This is a genomic window from Capsulimonas sp. (assembly GCF_039929585.1).
In the GTDB taxonomy this organism is placed as follows: domain Bacteria; phylum Armatimonadota; class Armatimonadia; order Armatimonadales; family Capsulimonadaceae; genus Capsulimonas.
This window is the reverse complement of the sequence record NZ_JBDSQY010000281.1, coordinates 1-15,523: the sequence shown is the minus strand read 5'-3', so window position 1 is coordinate 15,523 and position 15,523 is coordinate 1. Positions and strand designations below refer to the sequence as shown.

Sequence of the window (15,523 nt, the reverse complement as noted above, 5' to 3'; positions counted from 1 at the left end):
GTCCGCCCCCGGCTGCCGGGGGCGGACGGAAACGCGCGTCTGGATTGTTGGATTCGATGCGATAGGTGAGGCAGTTGTAAACCGGCGGCGCCTGGCTCTTGTAAGCGTTGAAGATCGCGGGAAGCGCTGCATTCTTGGGATGCTTGGCGAGAAGTGCTACCAGGACGGCGTCACCGGCCATGGCGGCGCTGATCGATCGCTTTGTCAGGATGCTCATAACTTGCCGTCCTGTTTTCCAGAAGTCGGGACGCTCTTGCTGATGGCGATCGACGCGCCGAGCTGCATCCGCCTGGCGATCATGGCGAGGATGTCGCCCTTATGCCGCTCGATGACCGGCCACAACCACGCCCATTTTCCGTTCCGGGCGAGTTCCAAAAACACGTCGTACTCCATGCCGGCGCTCAGCGTGATCCGGATGATCTCCTTGCTGGCCTCGGTGACCGTGGCGATGGTGGTGTTGTCCGTCGCTCCTGTCGGGACGTAACCTTTGCTGTAAGGGTTGCCCCATTTGTGCTCCGTCTTCGCCCAGCCCTCAAGCGCTGCCGCGACTTCCCCGGCGGCGATCTCCGCCCGCTGGTGCATCTCGTCGATCACTTTGTCGAGATTGGCGAGAACCTTGGACAGTCCATCATCCGCCATCACTCAGCCCCCGTTTCCAGGTCCGCCTGAAGGCGGCGATTGTTGCCGCGCAGCCGCAGGATCTTCGCGCGCGCGCCGCCGGGGAGGATCGCAATATCGTTCACGGCGACTGCGGTCGCGGGATCCAGGAAGCTGAGCACGCGGACCTGGTCCAGCAGCGTCACTCCCGGCGCCGCTTCCTCGCGCGGGATCTGCACCTGCGGCAGGCGGAACAGGCGGCATGCGAACGGCGAGCCCTTAACGGTCGTCTCTGTGTTCTCTTCACCGAACGTATCCGTGACCGTCGTTTGGCTGCGCTTCACGGTGACCTTGATAATGTCTCGGGGCATGGGTTCAAATCCTAATGCTTACACCGTCGTCATTCTCTTGCTCGCCGCGACCTGGTCGAAGCGAGCTTCCCACGCCGCCGTAGCGGTCGCCATGGGTCCGCCGTCCTTCCCGGAGGCGAATCGCTCTTCTTCCTCTCCCAGCTTCCAGGAGATGACGCCCTTGCTGACGTACAGAGCGAGCGACGGCGCCACCAGAGCCGCCACCTTGTAGCGGATGGCGTTGTAGACGTCGCCAGGGACTTTGCTGGAATAACCCCACAGGCCGGTGACTGTCACAGGCCGCCGAGGGACCAGCCCGCCATTGCTGAAGGTGAATAGCTCGATCCAGCGCCAGGGCCGGCCCGCTGCGTCCGCGTTCGCCGGGCCCGGGACATAATCGTCGTCTTCGGCGATCGCGGAGCCGTTCACGGTGATAGAATCGATCCGGCAGATCTCGTCGCCCAGATCGATCAAGCCTCGCGCGTTCGCTGGCAGATCGAAGCGCCGCGCCGTCGCCGATGTCACGCCGAACCGCCGTCCCGTCCTCGTCTCCATTTCTTCGATCGCCTCCGAGAGGTGGGCGCCCCAGTCGATGCAGCCCACGGCGGACCAGGCGTCCGTATCCGGCAGAACATTGGTCGTGTCGATCAATTTGACGACATCGTCCACGGTGGGATAGGCGTCGTATTGCTTGGGGACGAGGATAGACATGGCGGCTTCCTAGTTGGCGACGCGCGAGGCGATGACGGCCTTGATCAGATCGTCCTGCGAGAGCTTATCCGGATCCGCGATCTTGAGCGCCGCCGCTTCCGCTTTCAGATCGTCGATGCTCATCTTCCCGGGATCCGCCGGCGCGGCGGGCTTGGCGGCTTTCTTCGGGGCCGTCTTGTCCGACCAAACGCCGGTCACGAAGATTGGAATGTCCTTTTGCCAGATCCCGTCATTGCTCTGCTTGGAGCGCAGCAGGAACGGCTCGCCGTCGGGCGACGTCTCCAGCTTGACCAGATCGCTCGTCTGGACCTGAAGCCGCTTCATCGTCTGATCGGTCGGGAACTCCTGCTCGATCGTGAGCGGGAGCGCCATGGAGCCGACGCGAACGCCCTGAAGCAGTGTCAGGCCCAGAACGGCGAGGAACGGCGTGCCCGTCCCGACGAACTGCCGGACGTTATCCGCCGCCGTCTCGTCCTGGGTCATGCCGCTTAAATCGTGAAACATATCCATCGCAATGGTCCTTTTCTCAAACTGAAACAGGGAGCGCCATCGGCGCTCCCTGTCGTATCCCGCGCGGGATAAAGTGATCTAATGGCCCGGACTAGACGGCGGTCAGGCCGCTCGACTTGGCGAAGTGCTTGGCGCTCTTCATCCGGAGTACTTCGTAGACCGAAACGATGAACGGGTAGACCTGGGGCGCGGCCGTGGTCGGCGCGAGCTCCTGAGCGGTGTAGCCCTGGATCGATTCGTTGGGCGCGAGGGCCGGGAGCTGCACCTGCGGCAGGACCTCGATGTCGGCGGCGGGCGATCCGTCCGGCAGACTGTCACAGCCGAATAGGATCGTGCCGGCGGGCATGAAGCGATCCGGAACGATCGGCACGATCTCGCCGGAAACCGGATGCTTGTAGCCGGTGACCTTGACGCCGAGCAGCGTATCATTCGACGCGGTCGCCATCACGCGGATGACCGTGCCGGAAGCTTCGGCCAGGTGAACCAGGGAATTGACTTCCTGTGCGTTCACCAGCATGTAGATGTTCTGCGCGCCCTGGTTCCAGAGCCGCGTCAGCTGCGCGTCAATGTGCGCCGTGGTCAGCGCGCCGACTGCCGCCTGGACCTGCGCGGTGGGTGTGCCGTTCGCGGTCGATGTCAGCGTCAGCAGGCCATCGAACGCCATCGCCGTCGCGCCGTCGCCCCACGGCGCCGCCGTCGAAGCGGAGTCGCCGTTAATGATCGCGTTCTCCTCATTGAGCATGAGGTTGCGGATCGCGTTCGTCTTCTCCGTGGCCAGCTGGTTCTGGAAGTTGGCGCCCGACGCCATCGCGAAGCCCGTCACGCTGCCGTAGGTTCCCATCAGCTTGTACGTGGCGCTCTTGTCCGCGTACGAGGTGACATGGTCCGCCGGCGCGCCCGTCTCCGCAAAGAAGGATCGGATCGCGGCCGCGCTGCCCGGCTGGTCCAGGCCCGTCGCCCAGCCGCCGCCCAGGCTGATCGTCTGCTTCCAGGCCGACGCTTTGCCGGATCCCGTCTTACGCGCCAGGCGGTTTCGCATGGGCGTGTCGGTCGGGATCAGGATCTTGCTTTCCGCTTCCAGGTTCTCGCGGACGGGGAACGCGCTGCTGGTGCTGGTGACCGCGCGCTGGAACTCCTGCATGTTGGTGTTGAGCTGCATGATGATCTGCGAGAGATCGCCGATCACTTCCGCGCGCTGAAGTTCGGGCTCGCCGATGGAGCGGTAGGTTGCAACCCGCTCCATCGTCGCCTTCAATTCGTCCGACATTTGCGGAGCCGCAACGCCGCGCGTGAAGAGCGGGATCGTCGGTCCGACTTCGATTCCCGTCGGTCCGAACGCCGGCGACATGAAGCCGGCGCGCTGAAGGACAGTCCCTTCGACAGTTAAATGCCCCTGCATGGGCTGGAAAGTTTTCTGCATGGTCGCTCCGTGAGAGAGTGAGTGAAACGCGAAGTGCGTTGGTGTCCGATTAAATATGCGTTAGTTGTTTGGCCCTAGCTGCTGCTTCAGGACCTGAATGCGATGTACGAGCTGCTGCTGCTCTGCGGGGTCGGTGGGGCGCTCGGCGCAAAGCCGTGCGAGCTCCGTCCGCTTTTCGTCGAGAGCCGCGGCGTCCGGATCGTCCTCTTGGCTGTGGAACGTTCGGTCGACCGCGTGGGGGTACCGGACCGGCGGTTTGATGTCGGCTGCCCTGCGCTCCAAAACTCTCACTTGCCCTTCTGCGGTGCTCAAAAGCCCCTGCACTCTGACAAGATCGGTTTCGGCCGCCTCGGCGCGCGTGATCAGCGCCGCATTGTCCGTTTCCAGTGTGACCACACGCGTCAGGTCGGGATGGGCGGCGCGCTCTTTGGGGAGCGTTCCACCGCCGACGATCGGCGCGATGTAGTCTGCAAATTGCGAACAGGATTCGCGGGCGAGGGCTTCTTTGTCATCGGCGTCGCTGTAGCAGATATCGATCAACGCCGAGAACAGCGCGTCGAGCGCCTCATAGCCGTTGTCCCACATGTTGTTCGCGGCCATCATGGCGGCAAAGGAGCGAGGGCCTTCCGCGCGTTCGAGCTGCTCGGCTTCGAACTCTTCTTCGCCGTCTTCAAGGCCCTCGGCTCGAACCGCGATGAAAACGGCGCCGGGATCCTTCGGGCGATCGACGAGCGACGTCTCGAACCACTTGCAGGACTCGACGTCCTTCCCGCGCATGACCGTCGCCGACACGCCGACACTCAGGCCCTTGTATACGCCGGTGCGACACTTCTCCCAGGCGTCGTCGTCAACGACCTTGATCGTCAGCTTGGCGCCGGTGGCGTCCCAGTCCACGCTCTCGGCAATGCCGACCGCGTCAGGCTGGTGCATGCGCCGGATGTTCGCCCACGCCATGTAGTCCGGAGTGGCCGCTTCCATCGCGGTCCGCTTCAGCCGGATCCCGCCCTCTCCCTCGACGACTTCATTGACGAAGGCGTAAGCGGTGACGGTGCGTGTCGTCTCATCGACACGCTGGATCGGCGCGAAGAGGTGAACGCCTTTGACTTTGACTTTGTTTGCCATATTTGGTAGCCTTGGAATTTAGTAGCCTTGAACGAGAAAAGAGCTGCGGCCTGATGGCGCGCAACTCTTTGTGAACGATTTGTAGTTTTGAACTTGGGGACGTTTATTCGTACGTCAGTTTCGAAGCAAGAATGATGCTCAGGATCGCTTCCGTTTCGGTGAACCCCTGGATCTTCAGTTCGTCGATCCGGTCCGTCTGCTTGCGAGACGCCTCGACGTCCGCCGCCGTGACGCCGCCGCCGATCTGGCTCGCCAGTTCCTCTGCGGTCTGTTCCCAGATCCTTTGTTCTACGGGCCTTGTTTCTGTCGCCATCCCAGCACCTCAAACAGGTCGTTAAACGCCTGCCTTATCGCTTCAAAATCCGCGTCTTGCCATTGTCGCCGCGTCGCCTTGCCGTCGAAGGTATCACGAGCGGCCGTCAGCTCCGCTAATAATACCGGATCTTTGCTCTCGACGGCGATGTACTGCGCGTAGGACCGAGCAAACAATTCCCACGGCTTTAAGAGATACTCAAAGAACGCAGGCGAAACCGGAACCCTTTGCTGAATTCCGTTTTGATCCGTAAATAGTGAGACCCCCGAAGCGTAGATTTGTTGCAGATCGCTGTACGCTTTCGAATTGTGGACTGCCTGCCGCCAATCATCCAGCGCCTGGGATGCATTCGATCCGAAGCCCTTGACATTCGGGATACTCGGATCGCCGAGCGCCACATGGTCGAGAAAGTGCCCCGTTTCATGCGCCATCGTCATGGCCGGCCAGCCGCCGTCGTAAGCGACCTCGATCTTTCGCTTAGCAGGGTCCAGGCTGTATTGTCCCAACGCTCCGATATTGGCCTGGCTGTCCGTCAGGACGGGAATCGCCGTCAGCGTGTCTGGAACCGTGTGAACGGTTTCAATCGTCTGGATCGCGTGATCGATGCCCTGCTTGCCGCGCGTCGCGTTGACATTGAAGACGGTGGAGATCGGGGCCTGAGACAGCGCCGTCGTCTCTTGCTCCGCCAGCTTCAGCAGGCGACGCGCGGCGGCCTGGTCCGCGTACTTGTCGGCGTAGTACGTTAGTTGCGACGCAGGGACCGCCTCCACATCCGGCGCCTTGTTCGGCGGGTGGATGTCCGGATAGTCCGTCAGCACCGTGATCGTGTAGCACAAGCAATGCGGGTGAGAGCTGGGGACGTCGGCGGGCAGGAAGTTCCCAGCGCCCAGCCCCGCGCCGTCGTCGGCCGCATAGATATCGCAGATGTCCGCATGCGGGTGAGACAACGACAGCCGCCAACCAACCGCCAGAATGTAGGGCTTCAGCTGGCCGTTGCCGTCCGTGCAGCTGAGGATATGCGCTTCCCGGTGCGCGGTGTTGATCTCCGTCCTGGCGATCCGCATCGCCTGGTAGCGTGGATTGTCCGCGCCGGCGTCCGTCATCGCGCCCTGCAGCCGGTCCGCGAGCTTCTTGGCGCTGAGCTGCTCGGCGACGCCCTGCACGATCGTATCCTGGATCGTGGTTCGGATCGAGGCGTCCAGCTTCGTCAGGCGGCTGGAGAGCTGCCAGCCATCCGAATACACGCGAGACGCTGAGCGCTCCACGGCGCTCTGCGCGACGTCGCCAAACGCGACTTTGACCACGGTCCCATCGGTCAGCTTGCGATTAGTCGTGAGGCTTGGGATCAGCCGGCGATCTTCGGCCGCGCCGGCAAGCTCGGCGACGGTCGCTTCGCGTGTGGCCGCTTCCTGCGCGCTGTCCGTCATCGAGACGACCAGCAGGTCCGCGAAGTCACTGCGCAGGGCCTTGAGCGTCGCATCGATACTCTCGCCCAGCCCGCCGAGGTAGGAGGCGCGCAGACTGTCTTCCGGCGTCGCCGCGAGCTGACCGACGATCGACTTGCTTGCGCGATCGTAGACCGTCTCCAGCCGCTTGATATTATCGCGCGTGGCCTCCAGCTGCTGCTGTCGGTACCGGATCAAGAGCGCTCGGTATTGTTCGCCCGTCATAATCCATCGCCTGTTGTTGTCATGCGATCGCCAGTTCCTTCAGCTCATCGCTAAGACGTTGCGCCCAGTCGTCGAGCGCTTCACGGTTCTTCACGGCGACCTCGGCGAAGAGCGTCCGGACATCGGCGACCGTCTTGCAATCGTGCAGCCCGCCGGCGACGCGCTCCGTGATCTCCACCGGCAGGGACAGCGCTTCGAACGGCGCCGCCGCCGGCTTATTTTGCCGGATCCTGTTCTCCGCCTTGCGCTGCCACTGAGCCAGCTCCACCCGCTGCTGATCGCCGTTCTTCACGGGAGCGCCGCCGGCAGGCTTCTTAGTATCCGCCGGGTCGCCGCCCGGCGCCGGGGCAGGCTCGGGGGGCGCAAGCGCTTGATCGAGAGGCCGAAGCGCGCCGGGGACGAATAGCGTATCGCCGCCGTCGATCGGGTCGAGCCCTTCGTCTTTGCGCGCTTCATTGATCGTCTTGACGCCTCCGCCGACGAGCGCAACATTTCGGGTCGCGCGCTCCGTCGCCTTCTCTTCCCGGTCGGTGACGTTCCTGGCTTCCAGATCGTCGTAGCCGAGACGGATCAGAAGGTCGTCATAGATCGCCTGCCGCCAGTCCAGGATAACGCCCGCGCCAAACTGGGACGTCGAGTCCATGCTGTCTTCCTGGCTGACCTTGTACTGTTCACCGGCGAAGCCGATCGACGCAGGCTGAACGCCCATGATCGCGCACGTCCGCCGAAGCAGCCACAGTTCGAACTCCTTGAAGTCCTGATCCTTCCGGCTCTGCGATTCCGCCTTCGTGCCGGCGGGAACGATCTTCGCCTTTTGGCGCATCTTGCTGTCGCCGGCGAGGAGCGCGTCGAAGTACTCCGCGTACTCGCGCATCTGCGTCGGCGTCCAGCTTTCCGGCGCCGCGATCAGCGTGTTGGGCGTATTGCCGTCCGTCAGCCAGGCCGCGTTCCATTCGTCCGCCTTCAAGGCGCTGCGCACGGTCATGACGAGCCATTCGATCGGCGAGGCGTAATACGGCGTGTAGGACCGGGCGTTCGTCGGCAGGCCCATGAAGTTCAGCTCGTCGCGCGTGTAGCCGTTGACCTTCGTGCCGTAGATCCACTGCTCGAAGACTTCCTGGCCAGGCCCTGGAAACCCGAAGCCGTCCACGTTGGGCCGGATCGTCGCGGCGTCGATCGCGAACACCTCGTAGGGCTTGCCGCCAAGCGTCGGCGCGTAGTAGATCGCCGCGCTGCCGACGACGCTCAGGTCCTCAATGCACATGCCTTCGAACTCGCCGCGCATCTTGCCCGGTCCGCCAAGCCCGCCGCCCATGCCGAAGAACGCCTCCGCTTCCTTGATCCGCTTCTTGGTGGCGTCGCTGTCGTCTTTCGAATCCTTGCTGACGATCTGGATGGGAACCGCCGCGACTTCCCTCTTGAGGTGCTGGATGCACGCGCGCAGGATGTCGTAGCGGTCCGCCAGGCTGCGTAGCATATCGACGCTGATGACCTGGCGCGGCCGGCGGTTGGGATCCTGGGGCGTCGTGAAGTCCATCGGCCGGTTGTAGGCGTAGACGTTGAATGGAGAGTTTCCCACGGCCATGGGCGCCTGTCCGACCGGAGACGTCGCCACGATGGCGCGGAACGTCTCCGTCATGATCTGAGCCGTGGCCAGCGAGGCCTCCGCAGCCGCTGCGCTGGCGATCGCCTCCACATTGATGGGAGCGGGCGCCGGAGCGACTGCAGCGGGCGTTTCTTGTTTTCGTTTGAAGGGCCAAGTCATCGGTTTTTGAGCCAATCCATGAGTTCCGGGTCCTGAGCCCATCCGCCCGGGTTGCGCGCCACGATCAAGGCGATCGCCCAGGCGATCACGCGGTCATCGTAGTAGCTTTCGGGTGCGCCGGTCCCGCCATTGTCGAGCCGGCGATAAATCTGCATCTCGTCGAGCGCCGCCGCCGACCTCACCTTACAAATCACATCGCGCAGCGCCTGCGCGAGAAGGTCGATGGACATGGGCTTCGTCTGCGCGTTGGTCAGCCAGCCAGGACGGCCGTCGTGTCCATCGACGACGTTCTTCGCGTCCCGCATCTTCAGCGTCACGAGCACCGCGTGACCGTGGTTGTTGCGCTCGACCGCGATCCGGGCGCCGTAGGGAGCCGCCAGCGCCATCAGGAGGCCGGCGTACTCGTCCGGCTCCCAGTGGCCGTGGATAGTCGCACACTCTTCCCAGGTTTCCTGGTCGATCAGGACCGCCGTGGAGAAGTCGCCGTGCTCCAAGCCCTCGGCGACGTCGGCGCCGATCACGTACTTGCGGCCAGCGACCGGCAGGCGGTAGACCTGAATGCTGTCGATTCCGCGCAGGCTGTCCGGAAGATCGGCGACTGGGATCGGATCTTCAATGAAGTCGGTCTGCGCGTTGATCCAGTCGCCGGCGAAGCGGACGCGGCCGGAGGCGACAAACGCCTCGTTGGCCGTGGAGGGGTATTCCTGTTTGACCTGGTCGGGGTCGGTCGCCTCCGCGCGCTGCGCTTCGTACCAAGCGCGGTCACGGGCCGGGCGCGCCCACCAGGGCAGGAAGATCGTTTTGAACGTGTTCTTGCCCGCGACCGCGCGCGTCCAGAGAAGATGAAAGAGGTTGCCGAGGCCGTTGGCCGTCGAGAGAATGATCAGCCGTCCGCCGGCGTCGATCGTGGGCTTCAGCGCCATGTACAGTTCGCGGGATCCCTGAATGTGGGCCGCCTCGTCGAGGATGGCCAGGGACGCCGTGAACGATCGCCCACCGGCTTTCGAGAGGCTCATGACGCTGGAGCCATTCGCCCACGCCTGCACCTCAGTGTTATCCTTGACACGCTGCGGGAGCGCGGCGAGCATCCATTCCGGAAGGCGCTCATACAGGACCGAAATGCGGCGAAGCATTTCGTTCGCTTCGAGCTGGCCCTTGGAGAAGATCAGGACGAGCTTCCCGGGGTGGAAGAGGCAAAGCCAGAGCGCGTAAGCGCAGCAGAGCCAGCTAATCCCCAGCTGGCGGGCTTTGAGGATCAGGATCAGGCGCGCGACGAGAAACAGCCACAGTACCTTGACTTGCGCCGGCCAGAGGTGGAAGGGCATGGTTCCCCCGCCGTCGCCATGGTCCTGTGCGTCGTCGATCACGCAAAAGAAGTGTGTAAAATACGCTACGTCGGCGGCGCATTTAGCAAGTTCGATAGATCTTCGGTCAGTTGCTTTCGCCATTCGGATAGCTCTTTACCAGCTGTCTCCAGGGCGTCACTGGTGACCTTGACTTGCCCCTCCAGTTTCACGTCCATCGCCTGCGGCTTCTTCGGATCCACCAACTGGCCGATGGCGTGCAGGGTGTCGCGATATTCCTTCAGCACGGCTCCAAGCCGGTATTCGTCCTGGATCGTGAACTCGTTCGTCTCGTTGTCCGCAGCGAGCTTCTTCTCCAGACGCTTCGCCGTTCTGGCGAGCTTCAGGATTCGTTCCGATCGCTGCGCGTAACCGGACTGGATCGCCTCCGTATCCTTGCGCTCGATTGCGGCGACCACTTCCTTGTTGGAGCGGTAAACGGTGAACGCTTGGTCCGTCATGTCGGCCGGGTGGCCGGCGTCCATGAGTTTCTTGCGGATCTCGCTATTGCTGTCGCCGGCGATCACGCGCTCGATAATCATCCGCTTTCCTGCGGCGTCCTGTTTTACAGCAGCCATAATCGTATCCCGCGCGGAATAACCGCGCCTAGTTCAAACGTGAGCCCCACGTCGATCGCTTGTAGTGAGCGACCGCCTCTGTGATGGCGTGCGCCGCCACTCTCGGGCGAATGCGCGCAATCTCCCGCTGCGCATCCTCTTCGCTGACGCCCATCTTCGCGGCCGCATCCTTTGCGCTCCATCCATCCCGGGCAAAGCGCCACCAGGCGAGCTGCGCTACAGAGACTTCTGTCATCGATGTAAACTCCCGGTGAAGAACAGAAACAGGAAGCTGGCGACGATCGTAAACGCGACGCCGGTCGCAAAGCCAATAGCCATATCCATCAGCGTCCCACCATATGCGCAAACGTCACATCGCCGGTTTTCTCCAGCGAGACGCCGCGCCCCAAGCCGCCGACGCCCCACAGGTGCATGGACTCGTACGAAGCATCGTTCGATACGGCCGTGCATGCCCGGTTCTGCATCCGCTCGGCGGCGCGCTCAGCGTTGAAGCGCGCGCGCGCCTGGTCGAGCTGGCGCCGAGCTTCGCCGCAGGAGCAACGCATAAGACGTGCGGCGTCGGCAGGGCGACAGCCGCCCATAAAGAGCGAATCCCAGTTTGGTTTCATGGCGGTTTAATTGAGACGGAGATCGAGTGTAGGACCGGGGACGTATAGGTCCGGCTACGAGAAAAAGGTTACTCGCCTAGTCAGAGCGACCAGGCGATATTGACAGTGTTTGAACAACCAGGAGCCACGATGACTATCTCTCGCAGCTCCAGGGCAGGAGCGTCGTTCAAACGCGTATATATATTATCACGCACGTACGTTTGGATTGCAATAGGTTTCGCACACTATTTTTTCATTAATGAAAAAATACTACACTTGGCTGCTTTGAGCGCCTTGCACGCGGTGCCGGCGGAAACGTCGCGGTGACGCATGATCTCCTTGATCGCCGGCCACTCGCCGCCGTTCATGCCCCAGGAGTAAACGCACCACGCCTGCGCGGCCTGGGTCCTGGTCAGTCGCCGGAGCGTCTTCTCGTCGTAGAAACAGAGCTCTGAAGCCGGGAGCGTGCCCGGCGGTGTCCACGGCGTTTCTTGCATCGATCTATCCTCCAGGAAGCAACGGCGGGTTCTTGCCCTCCAGAGCAAACTGCGCGAGCTGCGGCGCCGCCCACTCGGCGACGGTCTGATTGTTCGGCAGGACGATGAACGGCAGGAAGGCTTGATCGACGGTCACGATCTGCTCTTCGATCGCCTCGCAAATCGCCTTCACGTACAGGCTCAGCGCGCGCCACCGCTGCCGATGGGTCTGCTCCAGCATATCCGCCGGCTTGCGGCTGCGGCGCGTCTCGATCGCGCGCTGCTTCATCTGGTCATTGGCTTCGGTCGGCTTTTGCAGGGACAGGCGGACCGGGCGGTTCTTGAATTCGAACTGGACGACTGAGACGCCGCGCTCTCCGTCCACCATGAAGCCAAACTTGATGCAGCCATAGCGCTGAAGCGTGGCGATGATCTCGTCGCGCGATCGCTCGGGGGAAACGTCTGTCGATTTAGCGTACGTCGCCATTTCTGTTACTCCTTGCCTGGGGAGGCGATCGCCTCCCCAGGGCTGTCTTAGGGCTTCCGGCGCCGTGCTGATGCCGCGACGGCCTTGAAGCTTGCGCGCTTCTCTTCGTCGGTCTCCTGAGAGATGCGCAGCGTCTTCGCGATGTCCCGGCTCAGCGGGATCAATCGCTCGCCGCGCGCCTTAGCAGCTTCGATTGCCTCGGCGCTATAGTAAATCTGCCCTGTATCGGCGTTCATGTGTTTCTCCTTCCGGCCTTCGGTCTGCCTCGCCGCCGGCCGGGAAGCGGCAAGGACGGCGTTAAACCTTTGAAATCGTGACGCGATCGATCCGCCGGTATGGACGTCGCGGGCGGTCATCGCGCAACCAAATCCCATCAACCGCCTGGCGATAGCATGAGAGCACAAAGCGCACGTTTCGAAATCTGATCATATCTCTCCCTCGGGCGGCGCCGGACGCGCCCACCCCATATACGTCGTCGTCAACACCCAGGCGTCGCGCCACGTGTCGCAGACAGCCACCTTGTAGCCCGCGTGAGCCAGGTGGCTGAGCCAGTCCCGCTGCTTGTCGCTGACCTTGCCCCCGTTGAGCGGCTCCTTCATCTCGATATAGCAGCCGTGCCACACGCGGCCGTTCGGATCGATGCGCGGCCAGGCGATCATGATGTCAGGGACGCCGGCGCGCACGCCCTCGGCGACCATCATCGCCCCCACCCTCGGCGTCGCGGCCGTGCCGTTCGGGATCGCGAAGATCCATTGATAGTCGGCGTGGCCGTCCTTGATCGCGCGCTCGATCTGCGTGAAGAAGGCGGACTGCTCAGCGTGCTCCAGCTGCCGCTTACGCTTCACGACCTTCGGATCGTCCGCCGGCGTCGTCGGCAGGTTAAGGCACTCTATGTGACGCCTTCCCGGCGATGGCGTTGTATCGTTTCCTTGCTGCACGGTCCCCCGTATACCGTCGATAGCCTCCGAAACGCTCACCTTCCCAGCGTTCGCCGCCGCCTGCCCCATCTGCTCGAACTGCTGGAGCGTTCCCTTGTTGAGCGCTCGCACGCTCGGCGGCAGGTTCCGGAGCCATTCCTCGTCAAAGCCATTACCCTTCGGCATTTGCTTCCTCTTCTGTCCCAGCGCGTACATCGGGGCCAATACGCCCCATGGGGCTTGCTGAATAATCGCCACCCAGTGCAGCCAGGTCCACGCCGATTATCGGGACGCCTGGCAATCGCTCCCCTCCGACGATCGCCTCCCACATGTGGCGGAACATCTCCGTCAACTGAGAAGGGTAGATGTAGGCATAGAACGTCTCCTCACAGGCGTCAAACCGCGCATTCACCATGCACGGGAAGGTTGGCACGCCCTCGCGGTGCGATGTGGAGTTCGCCGCTACGAACTCCTGGAAATCGGTTTCGTCGCGCAGCACAGTCCAGCCAGCGATTTCAACCAACATGGTCATCCTCCTCGGTTATGCCATTCGCCTCACGCCACTTGCCGCCCAGCGGACAGAACTGCGGAGCGCACGGAACCGAACAGCGCTCGCAGGGCGGAAGCTCGTCATCGATGTCCTCAACATCGTCCTCTGTTTCCGGCTCGCCGTCGTACCACTGGATGCAGTACGGACCAACGATTGGCGGATCCACGATCTTCGCGAGCGCCTCTCTGACGAGATGCAGACGCCAGGCGAAGCCCTGTTCCCCGCCTGGCTGACCGTATCTCCAAAACGCTTCAAGGTCCTCCCACGCCTCGCCCAGCGCCTGCGCGGCCGCTGCCGACTCCGTGCGCTGCCGGACCAGCTCCACACACTCACGCTGGACCGCGTCCACCAGCGCCGCCTTGCGGACAATGGCGCCGAACTCGGCGACCTCCGTCACATCAAGAGCCATCTTGATTTTGCATACGTCTAGACCTGCCATTACGCCGTCACTCCCTTCGTGATAATGCTCCCCGACGTCCGTCGAGCGCCTGGACGGCTATGCAGGCGCAGCGTCGCTTCCGCCGCCTCCGCCCGGTCTGTCAGCCGGTCGATCGCCGCATACGTGTAAGCGATATAATCGAAGTGCGGATCCGTCTCCGAACAGCCCAGACGCATCACCGCCACTTCACGCACGAACCTCTCCAAGTCTGTGTTTTGGAAGGTAATCGCCGCGATCCTCGCATCCTTGATCTGGACCAGGCTGGTAACGCAGCGCACCACATGATCCGGGCCGGTCCACGTATCCGGCTCCCCGTCCGGATCGATCAGCGCCCACAGATCGTTCATGGTGTCATCGAACGACTCGCAGCGGGCTTCGTTCTCCGACTTCGCTTCCGCGAGCTGCTTTTCCGCTTCCGCCAGGCGCTCCCGAAGCGCCGCTTTCGTTTCTAACATTGATCCGTCTCCTTTTCTATTCCGCGCGGAATACCCGCACATTACGCTATGCGTCATATCGATATGTAGGGGCGCCGCCCTCGATCCCAAAGCCCACAGGCGGCGCGGTAGCGTCCTGATCGCCACCACTATCACAATCGCCCCTCGTCCCCTGCGCACACGCGTGAGCCCTCAAGCGCGCTCAAAGGCTCACGGGTGGCTGCTCTCCCCTCTCTTCGTCTCCCGGGCGCACGTACATGGGGTTTCCCGGGGGAGGGAGCGTGCATGGGGTTACGGTATCCTCCTCACCCCTCTTTCTTCTTCAGCATCCCGTCTGAGGTTCGAGGGCGCGGATCGTCCATAGGGATCGGGTAGCGTCCCGCGTCTTCGATCAGCTCCGCGTAATTCGCCCACAAACAGTTCGCGTCGCCGTCGCTGAAGACGTCCTCGGGATCGTCGATCGTCGCAAGCTTCGCCTCGAAGTAGCAGAGCTGGCGATGGACCAGCAGCAGGCTTTGCTCTCGGCCCCGCTCGCCCAGCCCGGCGGCGAAGCGCAGGGCGGTCAAGTTGCGCTCGATCGTGCGTTTCTTGGCGCGGCGATCGGCGAGCCGCGTCAGCGCGTCCTTGTGGTGCCGGGTCCAGTCCCGCAGCCATCCGGGCATGATCTTCTCAGGGTCGCGAATGCCCAGCTGCCCGCCGTCGCGCAGAGCGAACTGGATCCCCCCGGCCGCGTAGTGCTGAAGCACGTCTTCGAGCGTCGAAAGGACCATGCTCTTAGGCGACCTGGCGGGAATCAATGTCTTTGGCGCTTTTTCGGTTTTCGTTCCCATCAAATTAGCTCCCATTCTTTCGGGTCCGATAAGGTTTCAGTGTCAATAGAGAGTTGGGTGGTGACAGTGTCCGAAGTGCCCCCAGTGACGTGATTTGGTGTAAAGTCCTCTCGTGAAGAATTAAGACCGGAGACTTTACACCAATCAGCCTCTAAAGGGGCACTTGCAGCACTGTCCTGATCCTGCACAAATTCCCGTTCGGACTCAGTGAGAAGCCCAATTCCACGCCATTTATGGGTTCCGTTGCTCCGTGTGCGTTCGAAGCCGCGTTGCCCCAGCGAGGTGCCGAAGAAGCGCTGGGACTTCGTGTATTCACCATTGTCTTTACACCAGGCTTCATAGGCTTTGTACAGGTCTCCAGCAGCCACTACGGCGTAGGTATGGCGTCCGCAGCATTCCTCGATAAAGGCTCCGATGATGTCCT

The 15,523-nt window shown here is 62.6% G+C and carries 23 protein-coding genes; all 23 read right to left on the bottom strand.

Features of this window, described 5'->3' with window-relative positions:
* On the bottom strand, nt 1-217 hold a 217-nt coding region (locus ABIZ35_RS21295; RefSeq protein ID WP_348221942.1), incomplete at its 3' end, for a hypothetical protein.
* Nucleotides 214-639 (bottom strand): hypothetical protein, encoded by a 426-nt coding sequence (locus tag ABIZ35_RS21290; RefSeq protein WP_348221941.1) that lies wholly within the window; start codon nt 637-639, stop codon nt 214-216. The genes ABIZ35_RS21295 and ABIZ35_RS21290, both read right to left, overlap by 4 nt.
* Nucleotides 639-968 (bottom strand): hypothetical protein, encoded by a 330-nt coding sequence (locus tag ABIZ35_RS21285; RefSeq protein WP_348221940.1) that lies wholly within the window; start codon nt 966-968, stop codon nt 639-641. The genes ABIZ35_RS21290 and ABIZ35_RS21285 overlap by 1 nt, the downstream gene beginning before the upstream one ends.
* A gap of 18 nt (nt 969-986) precedes the next feature.
* Nucleotides 987-1,658, bottom strand: coding sequence for a hypothetical protein (locus ABIZ35_RS21280; protein ID WP_348221939.1), 672 nt, complete (start codon nt 1,656-1,658; stop codon nt 987-989).
* Between the two features lie 9 nt (nt 1,659-1,667).
* Nucleotides 1,668-2,162 (bottom strand): hypothetical protein, encoded by a 495-nt coding sequence (locus tag ABIZ35_RS21275; RefSeq protein WP_348221938.1) that lies wholly within the window; start codon nt 2,160-2,162, stop codon nt 1,668-1,670.
* 97 nt (nt 2,163-2,259) lie between these two features.
* Nucleotides 2,260-3,588, bottom strand: coding sequence for a DUF5309 family protein (locus ABIZ35_RS21270; RefSeq protein ID WP_348221937.1), 1,329 nt, complete (start codon nt 3,586-3,588; stop codon nt 2,260-2,262).
* A 60-nt stretch (nt 3,589-3,648) separates the two neighbouring features.
* Nucleotides 3,649-4,710 carry a hypothetical protein gene (locus ABIZ35_RS21265; protein WP_348221936.1) on the bottom strand — a complete coding sequence of 354 codons (1,062 nt, stop codon included), beginning with the start codon at nt 4,708-4,710 and terminating at the stop codon, nt 3,649-3,651.
* A gap of 103 nt (nt 4,711-4,813) precedes the next feature.
* Complete coding sequence (locus ABIZ35_RS21260) at nt 4,814-5,023, bottom strand: hypothetical protein (RefSeq protein ID WP_348221935.1); 210 nt, start codon at nt 5,021-5,023, stop codon at nt 4,814-4,816.
* On the bottom strand, nt 4,999-6,693 hold the full coding sequence (locus tag ABIZ35_RS21255; RefSeq protein WP_348221934.1) for a hypothetical protein: 1,695 nt from the start codon (nt 6,691-6,693) through the stop codon (nt 4,999-5,001). The genes ABIZ35_RS21260 and ABIZ35_RS21255 overlap by 25 nt, the downstream gene beginning before the upstream one ends.
* A 19-nt stretch (nt 6,694-6,712) precedes the next feature.
* Nucleotides 6,713-8,473: a phage portal protein gene (locus tag ABIZ35_RS21250; RefSeq protein WP_348221933.1), complete on the bottom strand. Its 1,761-nt coding sequence runs from the start codon at nt 8,471-8,473 to the stop codon at nt 6,713-6,715.
* Nucleotides 8,455-9,906, bottom strand: coding sequence for a terminase family protein (locus ABIZ35_RS21245; RefSeq protein WP_348221932.1), 1,452 nt, complete (start codon nt 9,904-9,906; stop codon nt 8,455-8,457). The genes ABIZ35_RS21250 and ABIZ35_RS21245 overlap by 19 nt, the downstream gene beginning before the upstream one ends.
* Nucleotides 9,849-10,379 (bottom strand): hypothetical protein, encoded by a 531-nt coding sequence (locus ABIZ35_RS21240; protein WP_348221931.1) that lies wholly within the window; start codon nt 10,377-10,379, stop codon nt 9,849-9,851. Before ABIZ35_RS21240 ends, ABIZ35_RS21245 begins: the two co-directional genes overlap by 58 nt.
* A gap of 28 nt (nt 10,380-10,407) precedes the next feature.
* Nucleotides 10,408-10,614, bottom strand: coding sequence for a hypothetical protein (locus ABIZ35_RS21235; protein WP_348221930.1), 207 nt, complete (start codon nt 10,612-10,614; stop codon nt 10,408-10,410).
* A gap of 88 nt (nt 10,615-10,702) precedes the next feature.
* Nucleotides 10,703-10,987 carry a hypothetical protein gene (locus ABIZ35_RS21230; protein ID WP_348221929.1) on the bottom strand — a complete coding sequence of 95 codons (285 nt, stop codon included), beginning with the start codon at nt 10,985-10,987 and terminating at the stop codon, nt 10,703-10,705.
* A 224-nt stretch (nt 10,988-11,211) separates the two neighbouring features.
* Entirely contained in the window at nt 11,212-11,463 is a 252-nt protein-coding gene (locus ABIZ35_RS21225) for a hypothetical protein (protein ID WP_348221928.1), read from the bottom strand.
* 4 nt (nt 11,464-11,467) lie between these two features.
* Complete coding sequence (locus tag ABIZ35_RS21220) at nt 11,468-11,929, bottom strand: hypothetical protein (protein WP_348221927.1); 462 nt, start codon at nt 11,927-11,929, stop codon at nt 11,468-11,470.
* Nucleotides 11,930-11,976: 47 nt separating this feature from the next.
* On the bottom strand, nt 11,977-12,165 hold the full coding sequence (locus ABIZ35_RS21215; RefSeq protein ID WP_348221926.1) for a hypothetical protein: 189 nt from the start codon (nt 12,163-12,165) through the stop codon (nt 11,977-11,979).
* Between the two features lie 189 nt (nt 12,166-12,354).
* Nucleotides 12,355-13,032: a VRR-NUC domain-containing protein gene (locus tag ABIZ35_RS21210; RefSeq protein WP_348221925.1), complete on the bottom strand. Its 678-nt coding sequence runs from the start codon at nt 13,030-13,032 to the stop codon at nt 12,355-12,357.
* Entirely contained in the window at nt 13,019-13,372 is a 354-nt protein-coding gene (locus ABIZ35_RS21205; protein ID WP_348221924.1) for a hypothetical protein, read from the bottom strand. The genes ABIZ35_RS21210 and ABIZ35_RS21205 overlap by 14 nt, the downstream gene beginning before the upstream one ends.
* Nucleotides 13,362-13,835, bottom strand: a complete 474-nt coding sequence (locus tag ABIZ35_RS21200; protein WP_348221923.1) for a hypothetical protein — start codon at nt 13,833-13,835, stop codon at nt 13,362-13,364. The genes ABIZ35_RS21205 and ABIZ35_RS21200 overlap by 11 nt, the downstream gene beginning before the upstream one ends.
* Nucleotides 13,835-14,290, bottom strand: a complete 456-nt coding sequence (locus ABIZ35_RS21195; protein WP_348221922.1) for a hypothetical protein — start codon at nt 14,288-14,290, stop codon at nt 13,835-13,837. Before ABIZ35_RS21195 ends, ABIZ35_RS21200 begins: the two co-directional genes overlap by 1 nt.
* A gap of 284 nt (nt 14,291-14,574) precedes the next feature.
* Nucleotides 14,575-15,099: a hypothetical protein gene (locus ABIZ35_RS21190; RefSeq protein ID WP_348221921.1), complete on the bottom strand. Its 525-nt coding sequence runs from the start codon at nt 15,097-15,099 to the stop codon at nt 14,575-14,577.
* The coding region (locus tag ABIZ35_RS21185; RefSeq protein WP_348221920.1) for a primase-like DNA-binding domain-containing protein at nt 15,099-15,523 on the bottom strand (425 nt) is incomplete at its 5' end. The genes ABIZ35_RS21190 and ABIZ35_RS21185, both read right to left, overlap by 1 nt.

Coding starts and splice junctions, on each gene's coding strand:
- ABIZ35_RS21290 (WP_348221941.1), bottom strand. CDS start 639: ATGGCGGATGATGGACTGTCCAAGGTTCTCGCCAATCTCGACAAAGTG.
- ABIZ35_RS21285 (WP_348221940.1), bottom strand. CDS start 968: ATGCCCCGAGACATTATCAAGGTCACCGTGAAGCGCAGCCAAACGACG.
- ABIZ35_RS21280 (WP_348221939.1), bottom strand. CDS start 1,658: ATGTCTATCCTCGTCCCCAAGCAATACGACGCCTATCCCACCGTGGAC.
- ABIZ35_RS21275 (WP_348221938.1), bottom strand. CDS start 2,162: ATGTTTCACGATTTAAGCGGCATGACCCAGGACGAGACGGCGGCGGAT.
- ABIZ35_RS21270 (WP_348221937.1), bottom strand. CDS start 3,588: ATGCAGAAAACTTTCCAGCCCATGCAGGGGCATTTAACTGTCGAAGGG.
- ABIZ35_RS21265 (WP_348221936.1), bottom strand. CDS start 4,710: ATGGCAAACAAAGTCAAAGTCAAAGGCGTTCACCTCTTCGCGCCGATC.
- ABIZ35_RS21260 (WP_348221935.1), bottom strand. CDS start 5,023: ATGGCGACAGAAACAAGGCCCGTAGAACAAAGGATCTGGGAACAGACC.
- ABIZ35_RS21255 (WP_348221934.1), bottom strand. CDS start 6,693: ATGACGGGCGAACAATACCGAGCGCTCTTGATCCGGTACCGACAGCAG.
- ABIZ35_RS21245 (WP_348221932.1), bottom strand. CDS start 9,906: ATGGCGAAAGCAACTGACCGAAGATCTATCGAACTTGCTAAATGCGCC.
- ABIZ35_RS21240 (WP_348221931.1), bottom strand. CDS start 10,379: ATGGCTGCTGTAAAACAGGACGCCGCAGGAAAGCGGATGATTATCGAG.
- ABIZ35_RS21235 (WP_348221930.1), bottom strand. CDS start 10,614: ATGACAGAAGTCTCTGTAGCGCAGCTCGCCTGGTGGCGCTTTGCCCGG.
- ABIZ35_RS21230 (WP_348221929.1), bottom strand. CDS start 10,987: ATGAAACCAAACTGGGATTCGCTCTTTATGGGCGGCTGTCGCCCTGCC.
- ABIZ35_RS21225 (WP_348221928.1), bottom strand. CDS start 11,463: ATGCAAGAAACGCCGTGGACACCGCCGGGCACGCTCCCGGCTTCAGAG.
- ABIZ35_RS21220 (WP_348221927.1), bottom strand. CDS start 11,929: ATGGCGACGTACGCTAAATCGACAGACGTTTCCCCCGAGCGATCGCGC.
- ABIZ35_RS21215 (WP_348221926.1), bottom strand. CDS start 12,165: ATGAACGCCGATACAGGGCAGATTTACTATAGCGCCGAGGCAATCGAA.
- ABIZ35_RS21210 (WP_348221925.1), bottom strand. CDS start 13,032: ATGCCGAAGGGTAATGGCTTTGACGAGGAATGGCTCCGGAACCTGCCG.
- ABIZ35_RS21205 (WP_348221924.1), bottom strand. CDS start 13,372: ATGTTGGTTGAAATCGCTGGCTGGACTGTGCTGCGCGACGAAACCGAT.
- ABIZ35_RS21200 (WP_348221923.1), bottom strand. CDS start 13,835: ATGGCAGGTCTAGACGTATGCAAAATCAAGATGGCTCTTGATGTGACG.
- ABIZ35_RS21195 (WP_348221922.1), bottom strand. CDS start 14,290: ATGTTAGAAACGAAAGCGGCGCTTCGGGAGCGCCTGGCGGAAGCGGAA.
- ABIZ35_RS21190 (WP_348221921.1), bottom strand. CDS start 15,099: ATGGGAACGAAAACCGAAAAAGCGCCAAAGACATTGATTCCCGCCAGG.